17 protein-coding genes and 1 tRNA gene are annotated in these 17573 nt (G+C 55.8%); 2 read left to right on the forward strand and 16 right to left on the reverse strand.

What is annotated here, in order from left to right; all coding sequences use genetic code 11:
• Positions 1–102: 102 nt before the first annotated feature.
• From greA to ACFPQ4_RS17390, 6 genes are all read right to left on the reverse strand, one after another.
• A complete protein-coding gene (gene greA / locus ACFPQ4_RS17365; RefSeq protein WP_378113134.1) occupies positions 103–582 on the reverse strand; it encodes a transcription elongation factor GreA in 480 nt (159 codons plus the stop codon).
• Between the two features lie 74 nt (positions 583–656).
• Positions 657–2453 carry a multicopper oxidase domain-containing protein gene (locus ACFPQ4_RS17370; RefSeq protein ID WP_378113135.1) on the reverse strand — a complete coding sequence of 599 codons (1797 nt, stop codon included), beginning with the start codon at positions 2451–2453 and terminating at the stop codon, positions 657–659.
• Between the two features lie 121 nt (positions 2454–2574).
• Positions 2575–3651 (reverse strand): dual-specificity RNA methyltransferase RlmN, encoded by a 1077-nt coding sequence (rlmN, locus tag ACFPQ4_RS17375; protein ID WP_378113137.1) that lies wholly within the window; start codon positions 3649–3651, stop codon positions 2575–2577.
• 247 nt (positions 3652–3898) lie between these two features.
• Positions 3899–4222 carry a lipid-A-disaccharide synthase N-terminal domain-containing protein gene (locus ACFPQ4_RS17380; protein ID WP_378113138.1) on the reverse strand — a complete coding sequence of 108 codons (324 nt, stop codon included), beginning with the start codon at positions 4220–4222 and terminating at the stop codon, positions 3899–3901.
• 48 nt (positions 4223–4270) lie between these two features.
• A complete protein-coding gene (locus ACFPQ4_RS17385; protein ID WP_378113139.1) occupies positions 4271–4981 on the reverse strand; it encodes a glycosyltransferase family 2 protein in 711 nt (236 codons plus the stop codon).
• A 199-nt stretch (positions 4982–5180) separates the two neighbouring features.
• Positions 5181–7064 carry a methyl-accepting chemotaxis protein gene (locus ACFPQ4_RS17390; protein ID WP_378113140.1) on the reverse strand — a complete coding sequence of 628 codons (1884 nt, stop codon included), beginning with the start codon at positions 7062–7064 and terminating at the stop codon, positions 5181–5183.
• A 251-nt stretch (positions 7065–7315) separates the two neighbouring features.
• On the opposite strand from ACFPQ4_RS17390, the gene ACFPQ4_RS17395 reads away from it, so the two are divergent.
• Complete coding sequence (locus ACFPQ4_RS17395; RefSeq protein WP_378113141.1) at positions 7316–7792, forward strand: MarR family winged helix-turn-helix transcriptional regulator; 477 nt, start codon at positions 7316–7318, stop codon at positions 7790–7792.
• On the forward strand, positions 7789–8673 hold the full coding sequence (locus ACFPQ4_RS17400) for a pirin family protein (protein ID WP_378113142.1): 885 nt from the start codon (positions 7789–7791) through the stop codon (positions 8671–8673). The genes ACFPQ4_RS17395 and ACFPQ4_RS17400 overlap by 4 nt, the downstream gene beginning before the upstream one ends.
• A 4-nt stretch (positions 8674–8677) precedes the next feature.
• On the opposite strand, the gene gluQRS is transcribed toward ACFPQ4_RS17400, so the two are convergent.
• The 10 genes from gluQRS to ACFPQ4_RS17450 all read right to left on the reverse strand — a co-directional run bounded on the left by gluQRS (position 8678) and on the right by ACFPQ4_RS17450 (position 17356).
• Entirely contained in the window at positions 8678–9652 is a 975-nt protein-coding gene (gene gluQRS / locus ACFPQ4_RS17405; RefSeq protein WP_378113143.1) for a tRNA glutamyl-Q(34) synthetase GluQRS, read from the reverse strand.
• Between the two features lie 88 nt (positions 9653–9740).
• Positions 9741–9817: transfer RNA gene (locus ACFPQ4_RS17410), tRNA-Asp, on the reverse strand.
• Positions 9818–9890: 73 nt separating this feature from the next.
• Positions 9891–10136, reverse strand: a complete 246-nt coding sequence (locus tag ACFPQ4_RS17415; RefSeq protein ID WP_378113162.1) for a metal-sensitive transcriptional regulator — start codon at positions 10134–10136, stop codon at positions 9891–9893.
• Positions 10137–10220: 84 nt separating this feature from the next.
• The gene (locus ACFPQ4_RS17420) at positions 10221–11876 is read right to left on the reverse strand and encodes an FAD-binding dehydrogenase (RefSeq protein ID WP_378113144.1); all 1656 of its coding nucleotides are present in this window, start codon (positions 11874–11876) and stop codon (positions 10221–10223) included.
• 51 nt (positions 11877–11927) lie between these two features.
• Positions 11928–12665: a UMP kinase gene (pyrH, locus tag ACFPQ4_RS17425; RefSeq protein WP_378113145.1), complete on the reverse strand. Its 738-nt coding sequence runs from the start codon at positions 12663–12665 to the stop codon at positions 11928–11930.
• A gap of 200 nt (positions 12666–12865) precedes the next feature.
• On the reverse strand, positions 12866–13516 hold the full coding sequence (locus ACFPQ4_RS17430; protein WP_378113146.1) for a metallophosphoesterase: 651 nt from the start codon (positions 13514–13516) through the stop codon (positions 12866–12868).
• A 151-nt stretch (positions 13517–13667) separates the two neighbouring features.
• Positions 13668–14642 (reverse strand): aldo/keto reductase, encoded by a 975-nt coding sequence (locus ACFPQ4_RS17435; RefSeq protein ID WP_378113147.1) that lies wholly within the window; start codon positions 14640–14642, stop codon positions 13668–13670.
• A 12-nt stretch (positions 14643–14654) separates the two neighbouring features.
• Positions 14655–15461, reverse strand: a complete 807-nt coding sequence (locus ACFPQ4_RS17440; RefSeq protein ID WP_378113148.1) for a hypothetical protein — start codon at positions 15459–15461, stop codon at positions 14655–14657.
• 14 nt (positions 15462–15475) lie between these two features.
• Positions 15476–16273, reverse strand: coding sequence for a class I SAM-dependent methyltransferase (locus tag ACFPQ4_RS17445; RefSeq protein ID WP_378113149.1), 798 nt, complete (start codon positions 16271–16273; stop codon positions 15476–15478).
• A 621-nt stretch (positions 16274–16894) separates the two neighbouring features.
• Positions 16895–17356 carry a heme-degrading domain-containing protein gene (locus ACFPQ4_RS17450; protein WP_378113150.1) on the reverse strand — a complete coding sequence of 154 codons (462 nt, stop codon included), beginning with the start codon at positions 17354–17356 and terminating at the stop codon, positions 16895–16897.
• Positions 17357–17573 lie beyond the last annotated feature (217 nt).

The following is a 17573-nucleotide window of genomic DNA, read 5'->3' on the forward strand; positions in this document are numbered from 1 at the left end:
GGATGGGGCGCGGCAGTTCAGCGGCACGAGATGCCGTTAGCGCGGCCCACAACAAAAAAACGGCCAAGCAGCAACCGCTGCCCGACCGTTTCCCAAACTATCCTAACTCCCCGACTTAATCTCCAGCAGCTCATACTCGATGACGCCCATCGGTGCATCGACCATAATACGGTCGCCGACCTTTTTGCCAAGCAGCGTTTTGCCGAGCGGACTTTCGTACGAAATTCTTTCCTCGAGTACGTTCGCCTCCGAAGGACTTACGATCCGATAGCTGATCTTCTCGGACACTTCCTTGTCGAGCAGGACGACGATCGTGCCGACGCTAACCTTGGTTAAGTCGGTGCTTACCGCTACGCGCGCTTTTTTGAGCATGCGCTGAATCGTTAGAATGCGACCTTCCATGAAAGCCTGGTCGTTCTTGGCGGCATGGTACTCGCTGTTTTCCTTCAAATCCCCGTAGCTGATCGCCAATTTGATTCTGGCCGCCACTTCTTTGCGCTTCACGTATTTAAGCTCTTCCAACTCGGTCTCCAGCTTAGCAAGGCCTTCCTTGGTCAAGATTATTTCATCTTCATTCGCCAACTGTTGCTTCCCCCTGTCGTCTAACTTTCTCTATTGTAACCAATGTGCGCCGCAGAAGCGAAATTATTCGTTATTTACTCTACAATCAGCTTCCCCGTCATCAACGGGTGAATGCTACAGTAGTAATCATACGTCACTTGATCCTTGAACGTATAGCTCCATGTACCGCCCGGCGGGATGCTACCGCTGTCGAACGCGCCGCCCAGATCGGCGAGCGAATGCACGACAGGGTCGTCGTTCACCCATGTAACCGTATCGCCGACTTTAACCTTCAGCTCCACGGGCGCGAACAGCATATCCTTCATCGAGACGACGATGCCCGACACGTCCGGCGAGGACACCTCTCCGCCGTCCGAATGGTCCCCATGGTCCATTCCAGCCATTCCCTTCGCGACAGGAAGCGCAACCGGCACGGCTGCGATCGTAATGTCTCCGCTCTTCGCATCGTAATCCGCCTTCGCTCCCGCCCCGAGCATGTCGCTGACGAAAGGCAACGCGATCAGCATAATCCCCTGATCGTCGATGAGCGGCGTCTTCCGCGCGCTGGCCCTACCGTCGATGACGACAAGATCCCGATCGCTCCACATTTGGATGCTCGTCTTATCGTTCGCGTATATGATTGAACCGTCCGTCTCCGACGGAGTTACTTCCCCGCCGAGCTGCTGAACGATAAAATTCAGCGGCACGTATGCCGTGTTGTCAACCGCTCGCGGTGCGACGTTCATCGGCGCGGCCTTCCCGTCGATGGTCGCGGAAGGTTGGTCCAGCTTCATGCCAATCTTCTTAACGCCAACCGCGTTCGCATCATCCGCCGGCGCGATATCCACCATCGTGTGAATGCCTCCGGGGTAGACGCCGTTGTTCATGTTATCCGTAATCGTATGGCTATGAAAGGGATAAGTGCCGCTTTGCGTAAACGTAATCAGCAAGTCGTAGCGCTCTCCGGGCGCTATCTCGATCGTGTCCTTATCCAGCCGCTGCTCCAGCGGCCTGCCGTCGGACGCGATGACTTCGAAGTGATGGCCGTGCAGGTGCATGCTATGAGGCTGATACCCGGCATTGATCAAGCGAACGAGTATGTGATCTCCGACATCCCCGGTAATCTCCGTAGTCGGATCGCCGCCGGTATCCGGGAACGCCTTGCCATTAATCGTGAAATACGTCGGATGGAAAATCGTTCGATCATAGGGCTCGCCGTTCTCGACCGCCTTATGCCATACGGGATCGATCTCGTTAAGCTCCATTACGTATTCCTTGTCGTATGCCGGACCGCCAGTCCAAGCTGTCTTAACCCCATCTTTGGCGTTCACGATGAATGCGCCGTGCATCCCCATCTGCAGATGCTCGACCGTATCGACATGGCAATGGTAGAAGTACGTGCCCGCGTGCGTCGCGGTAAACCGGTACGTAAAGCTGTCGCCGACGAGCAGCGCCTGCGACGTCTCGGGGACGCCGTCATTCGCCTGATCCACGTCCAATCCGTGAAAATGTATCGTGTGCGCGAGCCGCTTGATTCCTGTCTTAGCCGGGCCGATGTTCGTAAGCGTGACCTCAACCTGGTCTCCCTCGTTCACTTCGAGCGTCGGCGCAGGATATACCGCGGTTCCCTGTTCATTGTTAAGACTGTACCCCCACACGTACACGCTTTCTCCGCCCGGAAGCGTCAAATAACCGTCGGTGGCATAGAGATGAAACGATTTGACCTCGCCTGTCGTTGTGCCCGATTGTTGCGCGACTGCCGTCTCCTCGGCGGCCTGCGCATCATTACCCGATGGTCGATCCGCTGCCCGCGTAATCGCCACCGCGATAACGGCCGCCACGATCGCGCTGGCTACCGCCGCCCATAGGGCACGATTCTTGAAGCTGATCACATTCCTCACTCTCACCCGTAATCGTATTTCCCCCACTTGAGTTTACTCCAATTTCCAGACAAAAAGAAAGACACTAGCGGACTAGTGTCTTGAAACGAACCCTTTTATTTAAACCTAACGCTTACGACACCGATTGCCCGACTTCTTCCTTGATCTGCTTACTGCGCAGTTGACCGCAAGCCGCATCGATATCGACGCCGTGCTCCAGGCGCACGCTGCAGCTGATGCCTTGCTTCTTCAGCGCGTCGTAGAACGCCACGATCGCATCGTTGTCGCTCCGTTGATACTGGCTATGCTCATTCACCGGATTGTACGGGATGAGGTTCACGTTGGCGAGCTGCCGAATGCCGCCGACTAACGTCGCCAGCTCGAGCGCATGCTCGACCTGATCGTTGACGTCTTTAAGCAAAATATATTCGATCGTTATTCTACGGCGCGTTTTCTCCAAATAATAATGGATGGCGTCCATTAACTTCGCGATCGGAATCGCCCGGTTAATCTTCATGATCCGCGTCCGCAATTCGTCGTTCGGTGCATGGAGCGAAATCGCCAGGTTGACCTTAGGATCGGCGTCGGTGAAGTCAATGATCTTGTTGGCCAGCCCGCTCGTGGATACCGTTATATGTCTTCCGCCGATCGCGAGTCCCTTCTGGTCCTTCACGACTTCCAGGAAATCTAGCAAGTTGTCGAAGTTATCGAACGGCTCGCCGATGCCCATGACGACGATATGGCTGACCTTCTCCGCTCGGCCCGCTTGGTCGAGATATTGCTGCGCCTTCACGATTTGCTCGACGATCTCTCCGGCGGACAGATCCCGGTCTTTCTTCAACAGTCCGCTCGCGCAAAAGCTGCAGCCGATATTGCACCCGACCTGCGTAGTTACGCATACCGAAATTCCGAATTTATGTCTCATCATTACCGTCTCGATGAGGTTGCCGTCCTTCAGCCGGAACAGGAACTTGACCGTTCCGTCCACCGACTGCTGCTTCGTGTGCTCCTCCATCGATCGGATCGAGAAATGCTCGTCCAACACCCCGATGCATGCTGGATTTACGTCCGTCATCTCGGAGAATTGCCCCGCGCGCTTGCGATAGAGCCAATCCCATACTTGCGAAGCTCGCGATTTTTTATGTCCATGCTCCGCCAGCCATTCCGTAAACTTAGCCAGCGTAAGTCCGTATATCGATGTTTTGCTCATGCGTTATCCTCTTTTCGACCGATCATTCGTATATCATTGTCCCACATTTGTTGCCAATATTCAAAGCTAAGGTGCGAAACCGCAGGGTAGAGCCGAACTAGCCCCCGCATACGAAAAAACACAGCCGTTCAGCGAAAGGCTGGCGGCTGTGCTATAAGGACGGACGTTGGTCTTTCATCGATAAAAGGGAAGCTGGTCGTTAAGCAGCGTTACGCGTAAGCTTCCGGCAAATAACCGCTAGTCGGACTCAAGCTTCCGCCTTCACTTCCTGCCGTTGTTGTTCCACGCCCGCGCCTTGCGATTCACGTTGTTCCGCGCCCTTTTGCAGCATGATGTTCCGCACGTAAATGAATACGCTCGGCGTCTGACCGAGAATGAACACCGGGTCTTTGCGGTATATCGCATACGCGGATAGAATAATGGAGCCCGCGATGCTCAGCACCCAGAAAGAGTAAGGGATGACCGTCTTGTGCGCTTTCTCGCTAGCAAGCCATTGGAAGACGAAGCGCAAGGAGAACAAAATTTGCCCGAGCATACCGAAGGATACCCATAAAATCTCGCCGACCGTCATTCCTGAGGCCTCCCCGATGATCCGATTCCCTGAGCGGGGGAATTCCGTTCATGATTTGATTTCGTACCGAATCGTTCTCTTCTTAAGCCAACGAACGACGATCGCGTCCATTAGCCCGACGAACGCGCGATTGAACACGCCGTACTTCGATACGCCGTATTGCCGTTCCCTATGATTGACTCCGACTTCGATCACTTTGAATCCGTTCATCTTCGCCAACGTCGGAAGAAACCGGTGCATGCCGTTGAACAAGTAGAAGCTCTGCGCGACTTCCAGTTTGAATAGCTTCATCGGACAACCCGTGTCGTAGATCGTATCTCCCGTAAGCCAATTGCGGACGCCGTTGCCGACCCTGGACGATACTTTCTTCACGAGCGTATCTCTCCGGGTTACGCGCATGCCGTTAGCAAAGTCGTACTCCGCCATATACGGCATAAGCGTGAAAATATCGTTCGGATCCGTCTGCAAATCGGCATCGATCAGCGCGACGTACTTTCCGATCGCCGAACGCATGCCCGCCCATACCGCCGCCGTCTGGCCGCAGTTGAGCTTGAAATGCAGCACGCGCACGCGCGGATCCCTTGCCGCCAGCTCGTCTAACAAAACGCCGCTGCGATCCACGCTCCCGTCGTTAACGAGGATAATTTCGTAATGTTCGATCTTTCCTTGTAGAGCGTCGGTGACGGCGGCGTAGAGAGCATCCAGGCTCTCTTCTTCATTGTAAATTGGCGCGATTACGGACAGTTCGATCATCGTCATCCACCTTTACGCGTGGGGTCGTAACTATAAGTATAATCACTTTGCCCGCTCAAGTCACCAATAAATGGGATGTAGACAGAATCCTTCAAATTACTTTCATATACGACTCTCGGGCTGACTTTGTTCGACAAAAAACAAGAGGCGCCTCCCCTACAACGCAGGGAAGCGCCTCTTCGTTCATTCTCGGTAATCGCAAAGATTAATATTTGAACATCGATACCGAGTCGTTCAATTTGTCGGCGAGCGTGGACAATTCCTGGGAAGCGGCCGCCGTCTCCTCTGCCGCCGCGGCAGCCTGCGCGCTGATCGAGGCAACGGATTCGATCTCGATCATCATCTCGTTCGTCTTCTTCGTCTGTCCTTCGCTGGACTGCGTAATTTCGCCGACCACCTGGTACGTATCGTTAACCTTGCGGACGATTCCGTCGAAAGATTGTCTCGTCTGCGCGAATTGCGCCACGCCGTCGCCGACCGCTTGAACGCTCCGCGCCGCGTTGTCCTGCATGCCTTTAATGATCGTCGCGATCTGCTTGGTCGCGTCGCCGCTGCGTTCCGCGAGCTTGCGCACTTCGTCGGCCACGACCGCGAAACCTCGGCCTTGCTCGCCCGCGCGCGCCGCTTCGATGGCTGCGTTGAGCGCCAACAAATTCGTCTGCTCCGCGATTTCGTTAATGACTTCGATAATTTCGCCGATCTGCTTCGAATCTTTTTCCAGCAGCTCCATTTGCGCGTTCGCCTGCTCCATCTTTTCGATAGACAGATTGATGAAGCTGTTGCCTTCCTTGGCAATGTCGACCGCCTCTTGCGACGATACTTTCGCATGGTTCGCGCTGGACGCGACCAGCTTCACGGAAGCTTCCAAATCCTCGAACAGATGCGACATCGTGCGCGCCCGATCCGCCTGATCTACGCTGCCTTTCGCCACTTCGTCGGTGCTCGCCGTAATTTGCTGAGCGGACGACGCGACGCTTTCGGAAGCCTCGGTTACTTGCTCCACCGTCGAAGCCAACGAGTCGAGCATTTCGTTCATATGAACCGAGAGCACGCCGAGCTCATCCTTCGTCTTGATATGCAACCGCGGCCGCAGATCGCCCTTCGCGATCTTGGTAACGACTTCGGTAATGTATTGAATCGGTCTCGACAAGCTTCTAGCCGAGAAATAAACCAGCACAAGCGCGGCAGCCATCACGATAACGGCAGTGAGGATCGTCTTCCACATCATGTTATAGATCGGAGCCAGCAATTCTTTTTCCGGTACGGACAGCTGAATGACGAAGCCGCTCTTCGTCATGCTCGAGTAGCCGATTTTCTTAACGCCTTTGAACGTAAACGTATAGCTTGTATTTATGCCGTTCTTAGCCGATTCGAAAGCTTGGGTGACCTCTGGAACGTTCAGCTCGTATAACGTCTTCTGCATGGCGATCGTCTTGTCCGGATGGTAGACGACGAGCCCGTTTCGGTCGATCATGAGCGCGAACCCCGTTTTGCCGATCGAAGCCTCGCTAACGATTTTCGTCGCTTTATCGATCGCATAAGCGGTTGCGTAAAGTCCGAACGCCTTGCCGTCTTTCATTAGCGGGTATTCCATCGGGACGACAAGCGTTTTGCCGTCGATCTTGGATATGCCGGGCACGGATACTTCCGCTTTGCCTTCGAATGCCGTCTTCAGGTAAGCGCGGGCTGATAAATCCACAGCCTTGCCATTGGAGTCGAATGCCGTTTTTCCCGCCGGATCAAGCGTGAATGCCGCGCCCATCAGATCGGGATTGTTGTTGCCGAAGTCGGCGATCAACTGTTGGTGCTTAGCCACGTCGTTGCCGAGCATCTGCCCGACGCTCGCGAGCGCTTCGACCTTCGAGAACTTCGTCTGAATGTCGCCGTCCACTTGAGAAGCGAGCTTCTCCGCCTTTAGCGCCAACTCTTGGTCGATTTGATCGCGGAATAACGACCGGTTCGGAATGAACAGAGCGAGCGACATCGATACGACGATCAGTATGGAAATGATCAGCGTGGATACGATAAGTTTGGTCGAGATTTTGCGGAATGACATTTTGTTGCCTATCCAATTAGTAACCGGTTTCACGAAGAACAACCCCTTATTCAATATAATAAGTCTCACTATAACGAGCGTGTGTTAGTTATATTGGATCGTAGTTATTTGTTTTGTGTTAGCGCGCGAATGAAACATTAGCTAAGTGTTTGTAGAGATTCAAGGTGCAGCGTGCGGCAATCGGAGGGATGGCGGCTGACCCGGCAGCGGAGGTTGACGAATGGCTCCGCGCATGTTATCTTTAATTCAAGATAATTGATGTAAAGATAAAGACCGAAGAGGAGGTGGGGCGCCTGACGGATGAGACAAACAAACGCGATGACGTGCAGGAAGATCAAGCGTTATCCCTGAAGCTGCTCGTCGTATTGTCCAAAGCTTATAAGAGCGTAATGGATAAAGCCGCCCGCGACGTCAAGAACTACGATCTATCGTTATCCGAATTCGGCATTTTGGAAGTGCTCTACGCCAAGGGCCAAATCCCGATCCAACAAATCGGGGGCAAAGTGCTCGTAACGAGCGGAACGATGACGTACAACATAGATAAGCTGGAGCAAAAAGGATTCGTGAAGCGCATTCCTTGCCCTACCGATCGAAGGGTCATCAACGCTTCCCTGACGGATGCCGGACAGTCGTTGCTGGATCGTATTTTTCCGCTTCACGCGCAAGGCATCGAGCGAATCATGCAAGGGTTAACGACAGAACAGAAGCAACAAGCGATAGAGCTACTCAAATGGCTAGGCAAAGGAGCGAAACAACAATGACAACCACTTACCGCACAATAGATGGAACCTACCGGGGAGCGCCTTTCCATATGGTCGGCGACGGCTTCCGCGTATCGAACTATTTTCCGTCGGGGAACGACTTCGGGGAGCGGTTCAGCCCGTTCCTGATGCTGGATTACAACGCGCCATACGACTTCGGTCCGAGTCCGGAGCCCAAAGGCGTCGGCGCGCACCCGCACCGCGGCTTCGAGACCGTATCGATCGCCTACGAAGGCTACGTCGAGCACCACGATAACCACGGCAATCACGGCATTATCGGACCGGGCGACGTGCAGTGGATGACGGCAGGCTCCGGCTTGCTGCATAAGGAATATCATGAACGGGAATTCGCCAAGCGCGGCGGCACGTTCCATTTTATCCAGCTGTGGGTGAACCTGCCTAAGGCGCATAAGATGCACCCGCCAGCCTATCAAGAGTTGTTAAAAGAGAACATGGGACGCGTGGCGCTGCCGAATGGCGGCGGCGAAGTACGGATTATCGCGGGGGAGTATAACGGGACAGGCGGGCCTGCTCGGACGTTCTCGCCGATCAACCTGTTCGATCTCCAGTTGAAGAAACAAGGCGTAGCGCAATTCGAGCTTCCGGCTGCGCACAATACGGGCGTCATCATGCTAAGAGGCAGCGCGAAGATTAACGACGAGCAGGTTGCGGAGGAAGGCTCGTTCGTTCTATTCGGCAACGTAGCCGGCGAGATCCGCGTCGAAGGCTTGACGGACGACGCGCTCGTGCTCGTGCTAAGCGGAGAACCGCTAGGCGAGCCGGTGTTCCAGTACGGGCCATTCGTCATGAACACACGCGAAGAGGTCATTCAAGCGTATTCGGACTTCCAAGCGGGTAAAATGGGCAACTCGAACTTCTAAGTCATTATGTAGCGGATAGCAGCAGGCGCCAAAGCGAATCGGTTAACGTAAACCGGTCGCGGGCGCCTTCTTCGTTGATCGGCCTGAAATGCGGAATCAGATCAGCCGGAGCGAGGGGAGTTGGCCGATCGATCCACCCGGCCGCGCAGGCCAGCACGCCCACGAGTTGCTCGGGCGTCATGCCCGAGTCGCGCAGACTGGACAACGTGATGGAGTGATCGCGCTTCGATAACCGTTCACCGTTCGCGTCGACGAGCAGCGGCACATGGGTGAAGCTGGGCGCGGTTAGCCCCAGTGCTTCGTAAAGCGCAAGCTGTCGCGGCGTCGAATCGAGCAGATCGGCGCCGCGCAGCACGTCGGTAATGCCCATCGCCGCGTCGTCGACCGTAACGGCCAGCTGGTAGCTGTACATGCCGTCGGCGCGTTTGACGACGAAATCGCTGACCGCATCGTCCGCGAACGTCACCTCTCCCGCCCAACCGTCGCTGAACGTAACCGGCCGCTGCGCCATCATGAAACGCGTAGCCGGCGGCTTCAAAGCCGCCTTCTCCCTGCGTTCCTCCTCCGACAGCTCGCGGCATAAGCCGGGATAGGCACCTCCTTCGGAGGAGAGACCGTGCGGAGCGCTGGCCACTCTGGCCAGATCGCTGCGACTGCAATAACACGGATAGATACGCCCGTTCTGGCTTAATCGATCCAGCGCGGCTTCGTAAAGGGGCATGCGACCACTCTGCTCGTAAGGGGCATAGGCTCCGCCCTTGCGCGGGCCTTCGTCCCAATCGATGCCTAGCCATTGCAGATCTTCGAGCTGCCTCTCGGCGAGATCCGCGCGGGAACGCGCGGTGTCGATATCCTCGACGCGCAGCACGAATTCCCCGCCGGCTTGGCGCATTTGCAGCCAAGCGGAGAGCGCGGTAAAGGCGTTGCCGATATGAAGCAAACCGGATGGGGTCGGCGCGAATCGTCCACGGCGCGTCATCCTGTCACACTCCTTATGAGATACAAAAAATGAGCAGTCGACTAGCTCTGCTCATTGCTTATTAGGCTTATGTCTTGCTTAGGGTTGATGGCGGAGCCGACGGGATTCGAACCCGCGGTCTCCTGCGTGACAGGCAGGCATGTTGGGCCACTACACCACGGCTCCACACAATCAAGTGTCTTAGACACAAGAAGCATCTTACCACGAACGCATGTCCCATGGCAAGCTTCCAGGCGCATTATCTGCTCTTGATAAGCAGCTCTACGGCCTCTTGTACGAGCTTGCCCGTATCATTGCCCGCTTGCCGCTGTTCCACGATGCACATTTCCAAGTTCGTCGCCACGATATACGCCATCGCCTTATCTACCGCGCTGCGCACGGCGGATAGCTGTCCGACGACGTCCTTGCAGTGCTTCTCTTCTTCCATCATGTTCAATACTCCGCGCACTTGTCCCTCGATGCGTTTGAGCCGTTTTTTCCGAATTCGCCTGGACTAACAACAGATATAGCGACTTGTCGCGAACGACAAAGCCCGTCCGGGTTTCCGGACGGGCTAGGCTACTCGCCGTTATTTCAAATCCGCTGCCGCGGCGCGTCCGGCGATCCGACCGCTGAACAGGCAACCGCCGAGGAACGTGCCTTCGAGCGCCCGGTAACCGTGCACGCCTCCGCCGCCGAAGCCGGCGACTTCGCCAGCCGAGTACAAGCCCGGCACTTCCTCGCCCGCCTCGTTCAGCACGCGTCCGGACAAGTTCGTCTGCAAGCCGCCGAGCGTCTTGCGACTGAGCAAATTCAATCGCACCGCGATAAGCGGTCCGTTTTTCGGATCAAGTATCTTGTGCGGCTTAGCGACGCGAATGAGCTTGTCGCCCCGATAATTGCGCGCGCCTCGAATGGCCGTTATCTGCAAGTCCTTCGCGAACTTGTGATCCAACTGGCGGTCGCGCGCCTGAATTTGACGTTCGATCACGGCCAGGTCTAACAAGTCTTCGCCGGTCAACTTGTTCATGCCCGCGACTAGATCGGCCAAGTTGTCGGCGATAATGAAGTCTTCCCCTTTGTCCATGAACGCTTGAACCGGACCCGGGGCACCAGGCAATACCCGCTTCAGCAGCAGGCGTATGCTCTTGCCGGTCAAATCCGGATTTTGCTCGGAGCCGGAGAGCGCGAACTCTTTTTCGATAATTTTCTGCGTTAAGATGAACCAAGAATACGGGTAACCCGTCTTCTGGATCGCTTCCAGCGTACCGAGCGTATCGAAACCCGGCAATGCCGGTACCGGGAACCGCTGCCCTCGCGCGTCCAGCCATAGCGACGACGGACCCGGAAGAATGCGAATGCCATGATTGCGCCAGACCGGACTCCAGTTTTTGAGCCCCTCGGTATAATGCCACATGCGGTCTTTGTTCACGATGCGGCCGCCCGCTTCCTCGGTAATGGCCAGCATCCGCCCGTCCACGTGCTCCGGAACGCCGGACAGCATTCGCGCGGGCGGTTCACCCAACCGGCTCGGCCAGTTTTGCCGAATGAGCTCGGGATTGCCGCCGATGCCGCCGCTCGTCACGATGACGGCGCGCGCCGTATATGTAAATTCGCCAATAGCCTCTAACGAGCTCGCTTCTCCGCGCGCCGCGGAACTTGGTACAAGAACCGATCCGCTCGCTCCCTCGACCGCGCCGTCCCGGGTTAGCAGCTTGTTAACGCGATGGCGCGGCTTGTAAGTTACCTGCCCGCTTGCCATATGCTCGCGTACGCGACGCTCGAACGGCGCGACGATTCCCGGACCGGTGCCCCATACGATATGGAACCTCGGAACGGAGTTGCCGTGACCTTCGGCCAGATGACCTCCGCGCTCCGCCCAGCCAACGACCGGGAAGAAGCGAACGCCCATCTTGTGCAGCCACTCTCTTTTTTCCCCTGCCGCGAACTTTACGTAGGCTTCCGCCCACTGGCGACCCCAATAATCTTCGTCTTCGTCCCGGTCGAATCCCGCCGAGCCCATCCAATCCTGCAAAGCGAGATCGTAGGAGTCCCGCACGCCCATCCGGCGCTGTTCCGGCGAATCGACGAGGAACAATCCTCCGAACGACCACCAAGCTTGTCCTCCAAGGGAGGCTTCGGGTTCCTGATCCAGCAGCAATACTTTCTTTCCTGCATCCGCGGCTTCCGCCGTCGCGACGAGTCCGGCCAATCCCGCCCCTACCACGAGAACATCGAAATCCAATGCGTCAACCTCCCGTTGCGTGCCCGCCTGCGATAGTCCGATCCCTACTTTTTATTCTAATTCCATTACCGAATCCCTGCTTATGATCGTACCATAATTCAAACCGTTGCAGACTTCTCTCATCGTGCCCGGCCGGTCGAAATTAAAGACGTGCATCGGCAACCCGTAATCCCGCGCCAGGATGAACGCAGATTGATCCATGACCCTGAGATTGCGTTGAACAACGTCGTCGTAATGCAGCGATTTGTATTTGCGGGCGAGCTTGTCGTGCTTCGGATCCGCGTTCAGCACGCCGTCGACGCCTTGCTTGGCGACGAGAATCGCTTCGCAATTCACCTCGATCGCCCGTTGTACGGACGGGTAATCGGTCGTGACGTACGGCTGTCCGTTGCCCCCGGCGAAAATAACGATATAGCCCTTCTCTAGATGATGGATAGCCCTTAGACGGATATACGGTTCGGCGACCGACGCCAGCGGGATCGCCGTCATGACGCGCACCTCTTTGTCCGTCTTTGCTTTCAGCACGCCCCGCAGCATGAGACTGTTGACGACCGTCGCGAGCGTCCCGATATTGTCAGCCTCCGCCCGGTCGATGCCCCAGTTGTCCGCCATATTGCCCCGAAAAATATTGCCCCCGCCGATTACGATGGACACCTCGACGCCCAATTCCACGACGGACATAATTTCGTTCGCGATGTAATCCAACCGCTCCGGCGAGAACCCGAATTCCGTGTCTCCGGCGACGGCTCCTCCGCTTAGCTTGATCATGATTCTCTTATACTTGGTCATCCGAGCATTCCTCCTAGTTATAAAAAAAAACACTAAAGCAACGAATGCTTTAGTGTTTCGCGAATACGAAAATATGAAGTTGCAAAGCCGAATGAACGTACGCTCGTCTACGCTTCATATTCCCGCCCCTTTTTCCGATAGAATCAACCCATTCTACCTCTAGGCCGGCTATTTAGCAATATCGGCCGAAGCCGAAGCGTTCACTTCAGCAGCGATCGTTCGCCCCAATTCGTCATTCGCACGTCGCCATAGAGGCTCTCGCGATCCGTAGAGCAAGAGTAGGCTTCTTTGCCCGTCAATTCTACCAACGTAAGCCGATGCCCGTGCTTCGCTCCGGTATCGATGCCGAGCATCCGGGGACCGTGCCACAATTCGCCCGGCTCCGCTCCCATATGCTGGGTCGGCGTATGCCCGAAGACGACGTTAAACGTATGCGCCGACCGGCTGCCCCAGAAGTCTTGGCGGATGCTGACCAAGTCCTCCTCGCGTTGCCCTTTGAGAGGGATGCCCGGACGGACGCCAGCATGAACGAATAAGTACGTCCCTCGTTTATGATAGAGCGGAAGTGACTCCAGAAATTTGCGCGCGGTAACGCCTATGACGGGCTTGGTTCCGGTGCAAATATGCCACAGCAAATACGCCCGCTCCATATTGCCCGCGAGCGCGATCGCCCCGCCGGTGTGCAGCCTGCGGATCGTCCCGAGCGTCTTTTTGACGTCCGAATCCATGTTAATGTAGTCGCCCAACAGGATGAGGCGATCGCTTTCCGGCGCGTAACCCGCCAGCTTCAACAATCGCTTAGCCCCTTCGATGTGCCCGTGAATATCCGAAATGACAAATAATCGCGCCATAGCCTACTACCTCTCATTAATTGCGCATAGATCAAGCGAGACATAACGCCTGGCGCATGCTATTACTCAGCTTAATGGAGGATTGTAAGGGTAACGTTAACTAGATGATAAACTTGCATTAAGTCGGACGATTCACGGTCACGATCGCCGATCAGGTCAGCCGATAATTAGCGAAAGGCTTGCCATGGCGGTACGGTTCGCTGGCAACGTCGAGCGCCTGTTTCACTTGGGCGTCCAGCACGAGGGACACGCTCTGTATATTGCTCTCGACTTGCTCGGGGCGCGAGGAACCTACGATGACCGTCGAGACGGCCGGACGATCCATGAGCCACGCCAACGACAGCGCGCTGGCAGTCGTTCCGTAAGCCGCGGCGATCCCGCTCACTTCTTGTCCGAAGGCAATCGACCGCTCGTTCAGGAACCTGCCGAAGCCAGGGTCCGTCTTCGATCTGGCGCCGTCCGGCGCCTCTCCGCCCGGGCCGTACTTGCCGCTCAATATACCGCCCGCGAGCGGAAAATACGGGATGATCCCGACGCCTTGATCGAGGCACATCGGAATAAGCTCCTGCTCGGGCGTGCGGTCCGCAAGCGAATAGCTTGTCTGCGTCGCGCAATAACGGACGAAGCCGCTGCGGTCGCTAATGCCGAGCGCCTTCATCAGCTCCCACGCCGCATAGTTGGATGCTCCGATGTATCGCACTTTGCCGGAGGACACCATATCGTCCAACGTCCGCAGCGTCTCCTCGAGCGGGGTATACGGATCGAACGTATGAATTTGGTATAGATCGACGTAATCGGTGCGCAGGCGCGTCAGACTGTTGTCCAGCTCCCGCATCAGATGTCCGCGCGACGAACCTCTGGCGTTCGGCCCTTGTCCCATAACAAGCCCCGCCTTCGTCGCGAGCACCGCCTCGTCCCGTCTTCCGGAGAGAGCGATCCCGATGATCCGCTCCGATTCCGTCCCGGCGTAAATGTTCGCCGTGTCGATGAAGTTAATGCCTAGATCCAGCGCGCTATGAACGATCCGAATAGACGTCGGCTCGTCCGACCGTTTGCCGAATGCATTCGTGCCTAGGCCTAGCGCCGATACTTCCAGGCCGCTTTTGCCAAGTCGATTATATTTCATGTTCTTGCTCCTCTACATAGACGTCAATTTAAGCATTCCCTTAGTATAGTCGTAATGAGCGGCAACCGCCGAACCTAACTCGTAGTTCGCCTCGAAGCCGCCGTTGTTGCCTAAGTAGACGGCTAGCGCCCCCAATGCCGCGTTCACGTCGGCCATCTTGAACCGATTATCCTCGTAAGCATATACATACGTCTGTGTCGGCAAGCCATATGTCGAGATGATTTCCGTCGTGCCGTCTCCGTCGAGGTCGATCTCCTGCGCATGCCCGGTGTCTACGCGCAGGAACGGAGCGATTCCGCCGTCGTCCTCGAGCGCGTAATAGTTCTGAACGGGAGCATTGGCTCCGAACACGCCGTTAATGCGAACGAGCGAACGGCCGTATAGCTCGAGCGTCGTGACGGAGAGCTGCTCGTCGTCCATCTTCGGAGACAGCCCGCCGACGACGCCGAGCTCGTACCGCGCGGCTTCCGTGCGGTATTGCGCGTAGACGTTCTCCGCGTCTTTCGGTTTCGCGTACGCGATAATCGTCCCGCCGTCTACCGGCTTCTCCAGTAAAATGTCGGCCGAATCTTCGCCCCCGCTCATCCGTTCGACCCGTTGCTCGCTCGCCACATTCGCGAACGAAAGCACGGCTTCCGCTTTAACGTTAACCGCGATGGCAGGCGTTGGCGATGCAGTAGGCGAGGATTCCGCTGGCAAGGTTGCGGCTGGCGGCAAAGAGGCCGCCGTGGATGGCGTCTCCTTCCCGCTGCAGCCCGTCAAACCTAGCGCAATCGTTAGCGCCATCCCTACTAGCCAGACTTTCCGATGATTCCGCATGAATCTTCTTCCCCCTAATGTTGCTCCGATGCCTTTGCTTGCACGAGATAATAGAATCCCGTCGTTCGGATGCCTTGCTCTCCCGCATGCTTCTCGAATTGCGAGACAATCGCCTTGAAGCACGTCTCTCTCACGTATTCCGCAAAGGAATCGCTCTGACCGAAGGTCAATAAGGATAGCACGTCGTCCGCCGTCGGAATCCAGACGATTTCCTTAAGCTTCGTAATCCGGATGTCCGCCAATCCGCTCTTCGCCAGACGTTCTTCGATGCGATCCAGCGTCGGCGTACCCGCTCCGGCCGGACCGAACAGTCCCGGGAACACCTCTCCGAGCTCTCCGCCTTCGCCATTGCCATCCCCGGGATGCAGCATGATGAGCGTACCGCCCGGCCTTACGACCCGATTGCCTTCGTCATACCAGCTCGTCGGCCCTTTCTTCGTATAAGCCAAGTCGAACGTGTTATCCGGAAAAGGAAGCCCGTCGTGCGTATCCCCTACTACGAATTGGACGTTGGAGGGGCGCTCCAGGTTCGCCGTCGCAATAAATCCTTTGGTCATGTCGAACCCGACGACTTCGTCCGCTTGATTCGCCCATTGCTTCGTATACGCGCCGTGCGCGCAGCCGACGTCCAATATTCGGCCGCCATCGATGGTTGCTTGCAGCATGGCCGTCAGCACGCTTTCCGCCGAGAGGCCTTCCAAGACGGAATGCCAAGAATACTCGTACTTGCCCGTTTTAGCCGCCAGTTGATCGCACCAGGGTCTGCTCTGTCCGTTCAATCGTTCCGGATGTTTCGAGAGGTCTGGAAACATGCTTGGCATACACTCCTTAGGGATGGGTTATGGACGTACAACTTTGCGGCTACTCTTGTGGTGCAGTAGATTTTACCAATTTATTAGAACGATTACTAGCTATCGAGAAAAACCAAGGTTACGCGCAGTAAACGTGCAGGATCTCGTAATATAGGCGCTATTACGGAGTTTGTTCGTGTAACCTCGTCTGGCAACGTTACAGCGACGGAGGTGCGGAATTTGTTTGTGTAACCTCGTCTGGCAACGTTACAACGACGGAGGTGCGGAATTTGTTTGTGTAACCTCGTCTGGCAACGTTACAACGACGGAGGTGCGGAGTTTGTTCGTGTAACCTCGTCTGGCAACGTTACAACGACGGAGGTACGGAGTTTGTTCGTGTAACCTCGTCTGGCAACGTTACAGCGACGGAAGCGCGGAATTTGTTCGTGTAACCTCGTCTGGCAACGTTACAACGACGGAGGTGCGGAGTTTGTTCGTGTAACCTCGTCTGGAGATTCAACGACCTCACTATGTCGGATACGATTCATTTAGAAGTATCGAGCATTTTATACTTTCCAAATCGTCCAAAAAAGCCGCCCAACCCGCCGTGTACACGACAGATCAGACAGCCCTGCTTACTTTTTAACGTCCCAATAATCTTCTGATGCCTTCCGCCGCGAACCAGTGATCTTCCTCGCCGGTCAAACCGGTAACGGTCACGGTGCCGATCCTCCCCTGCCCCTTCACGACAATCGGGAACGATCCGCCCTCGCCTTGATACTCGTCTGCGGACAAGCCCGAAGATTCCTTGAATGTCGTGCCTTCCGACTTATACTTCTCGCCGACATACAGAGAGCTATGGCCGAAATGTTTAACGACGTTCTTCTTCGTATTAATCCAATAAATGTTGCCTTCGTTCGTTCCGGCCATGTAATGCGTATAGAGCGGGTGCGCATCGTTCTCGATGTGTACCGCGATTCCTTTGCCGAGCTCTTTGGCGAGACCGACGATAAGATTGCCCAACTGCAGCGCGTCATCGTTCGAGAATGCGTCAAACTGCAGATTCTCTTCTTGCTCTAACAACGTTGTCAATAATTCGTTCACGCTTATCCCATCCTTTGGCTAGAAGCGCGTCTGCCCCAGTTTCTCGGTTACGCCAATTATGATACCTTATCCCGCCGCGCCGGACAAGGAAGGACGGGGAGTCAGGACATGCCCAAGTCGCGGAAATCAACAAAAAACCCGGCCGAATCGGCCTGGTCAAGACCCCATTTAGTGGACAGATAAAAAAGCCTAGGCTACAAGCTGGCGTCGGTATTCA

Origin of the sequence: Cohnella yongneupensis, from assembly GCF_042655785.1 — a bacterium.
Classification (GTDB): Bacteria; Bacillota; Bacilli; order Paenibacillales; family Paenibacillaceae; genus Cohnella; species Cohnella yongneupensis.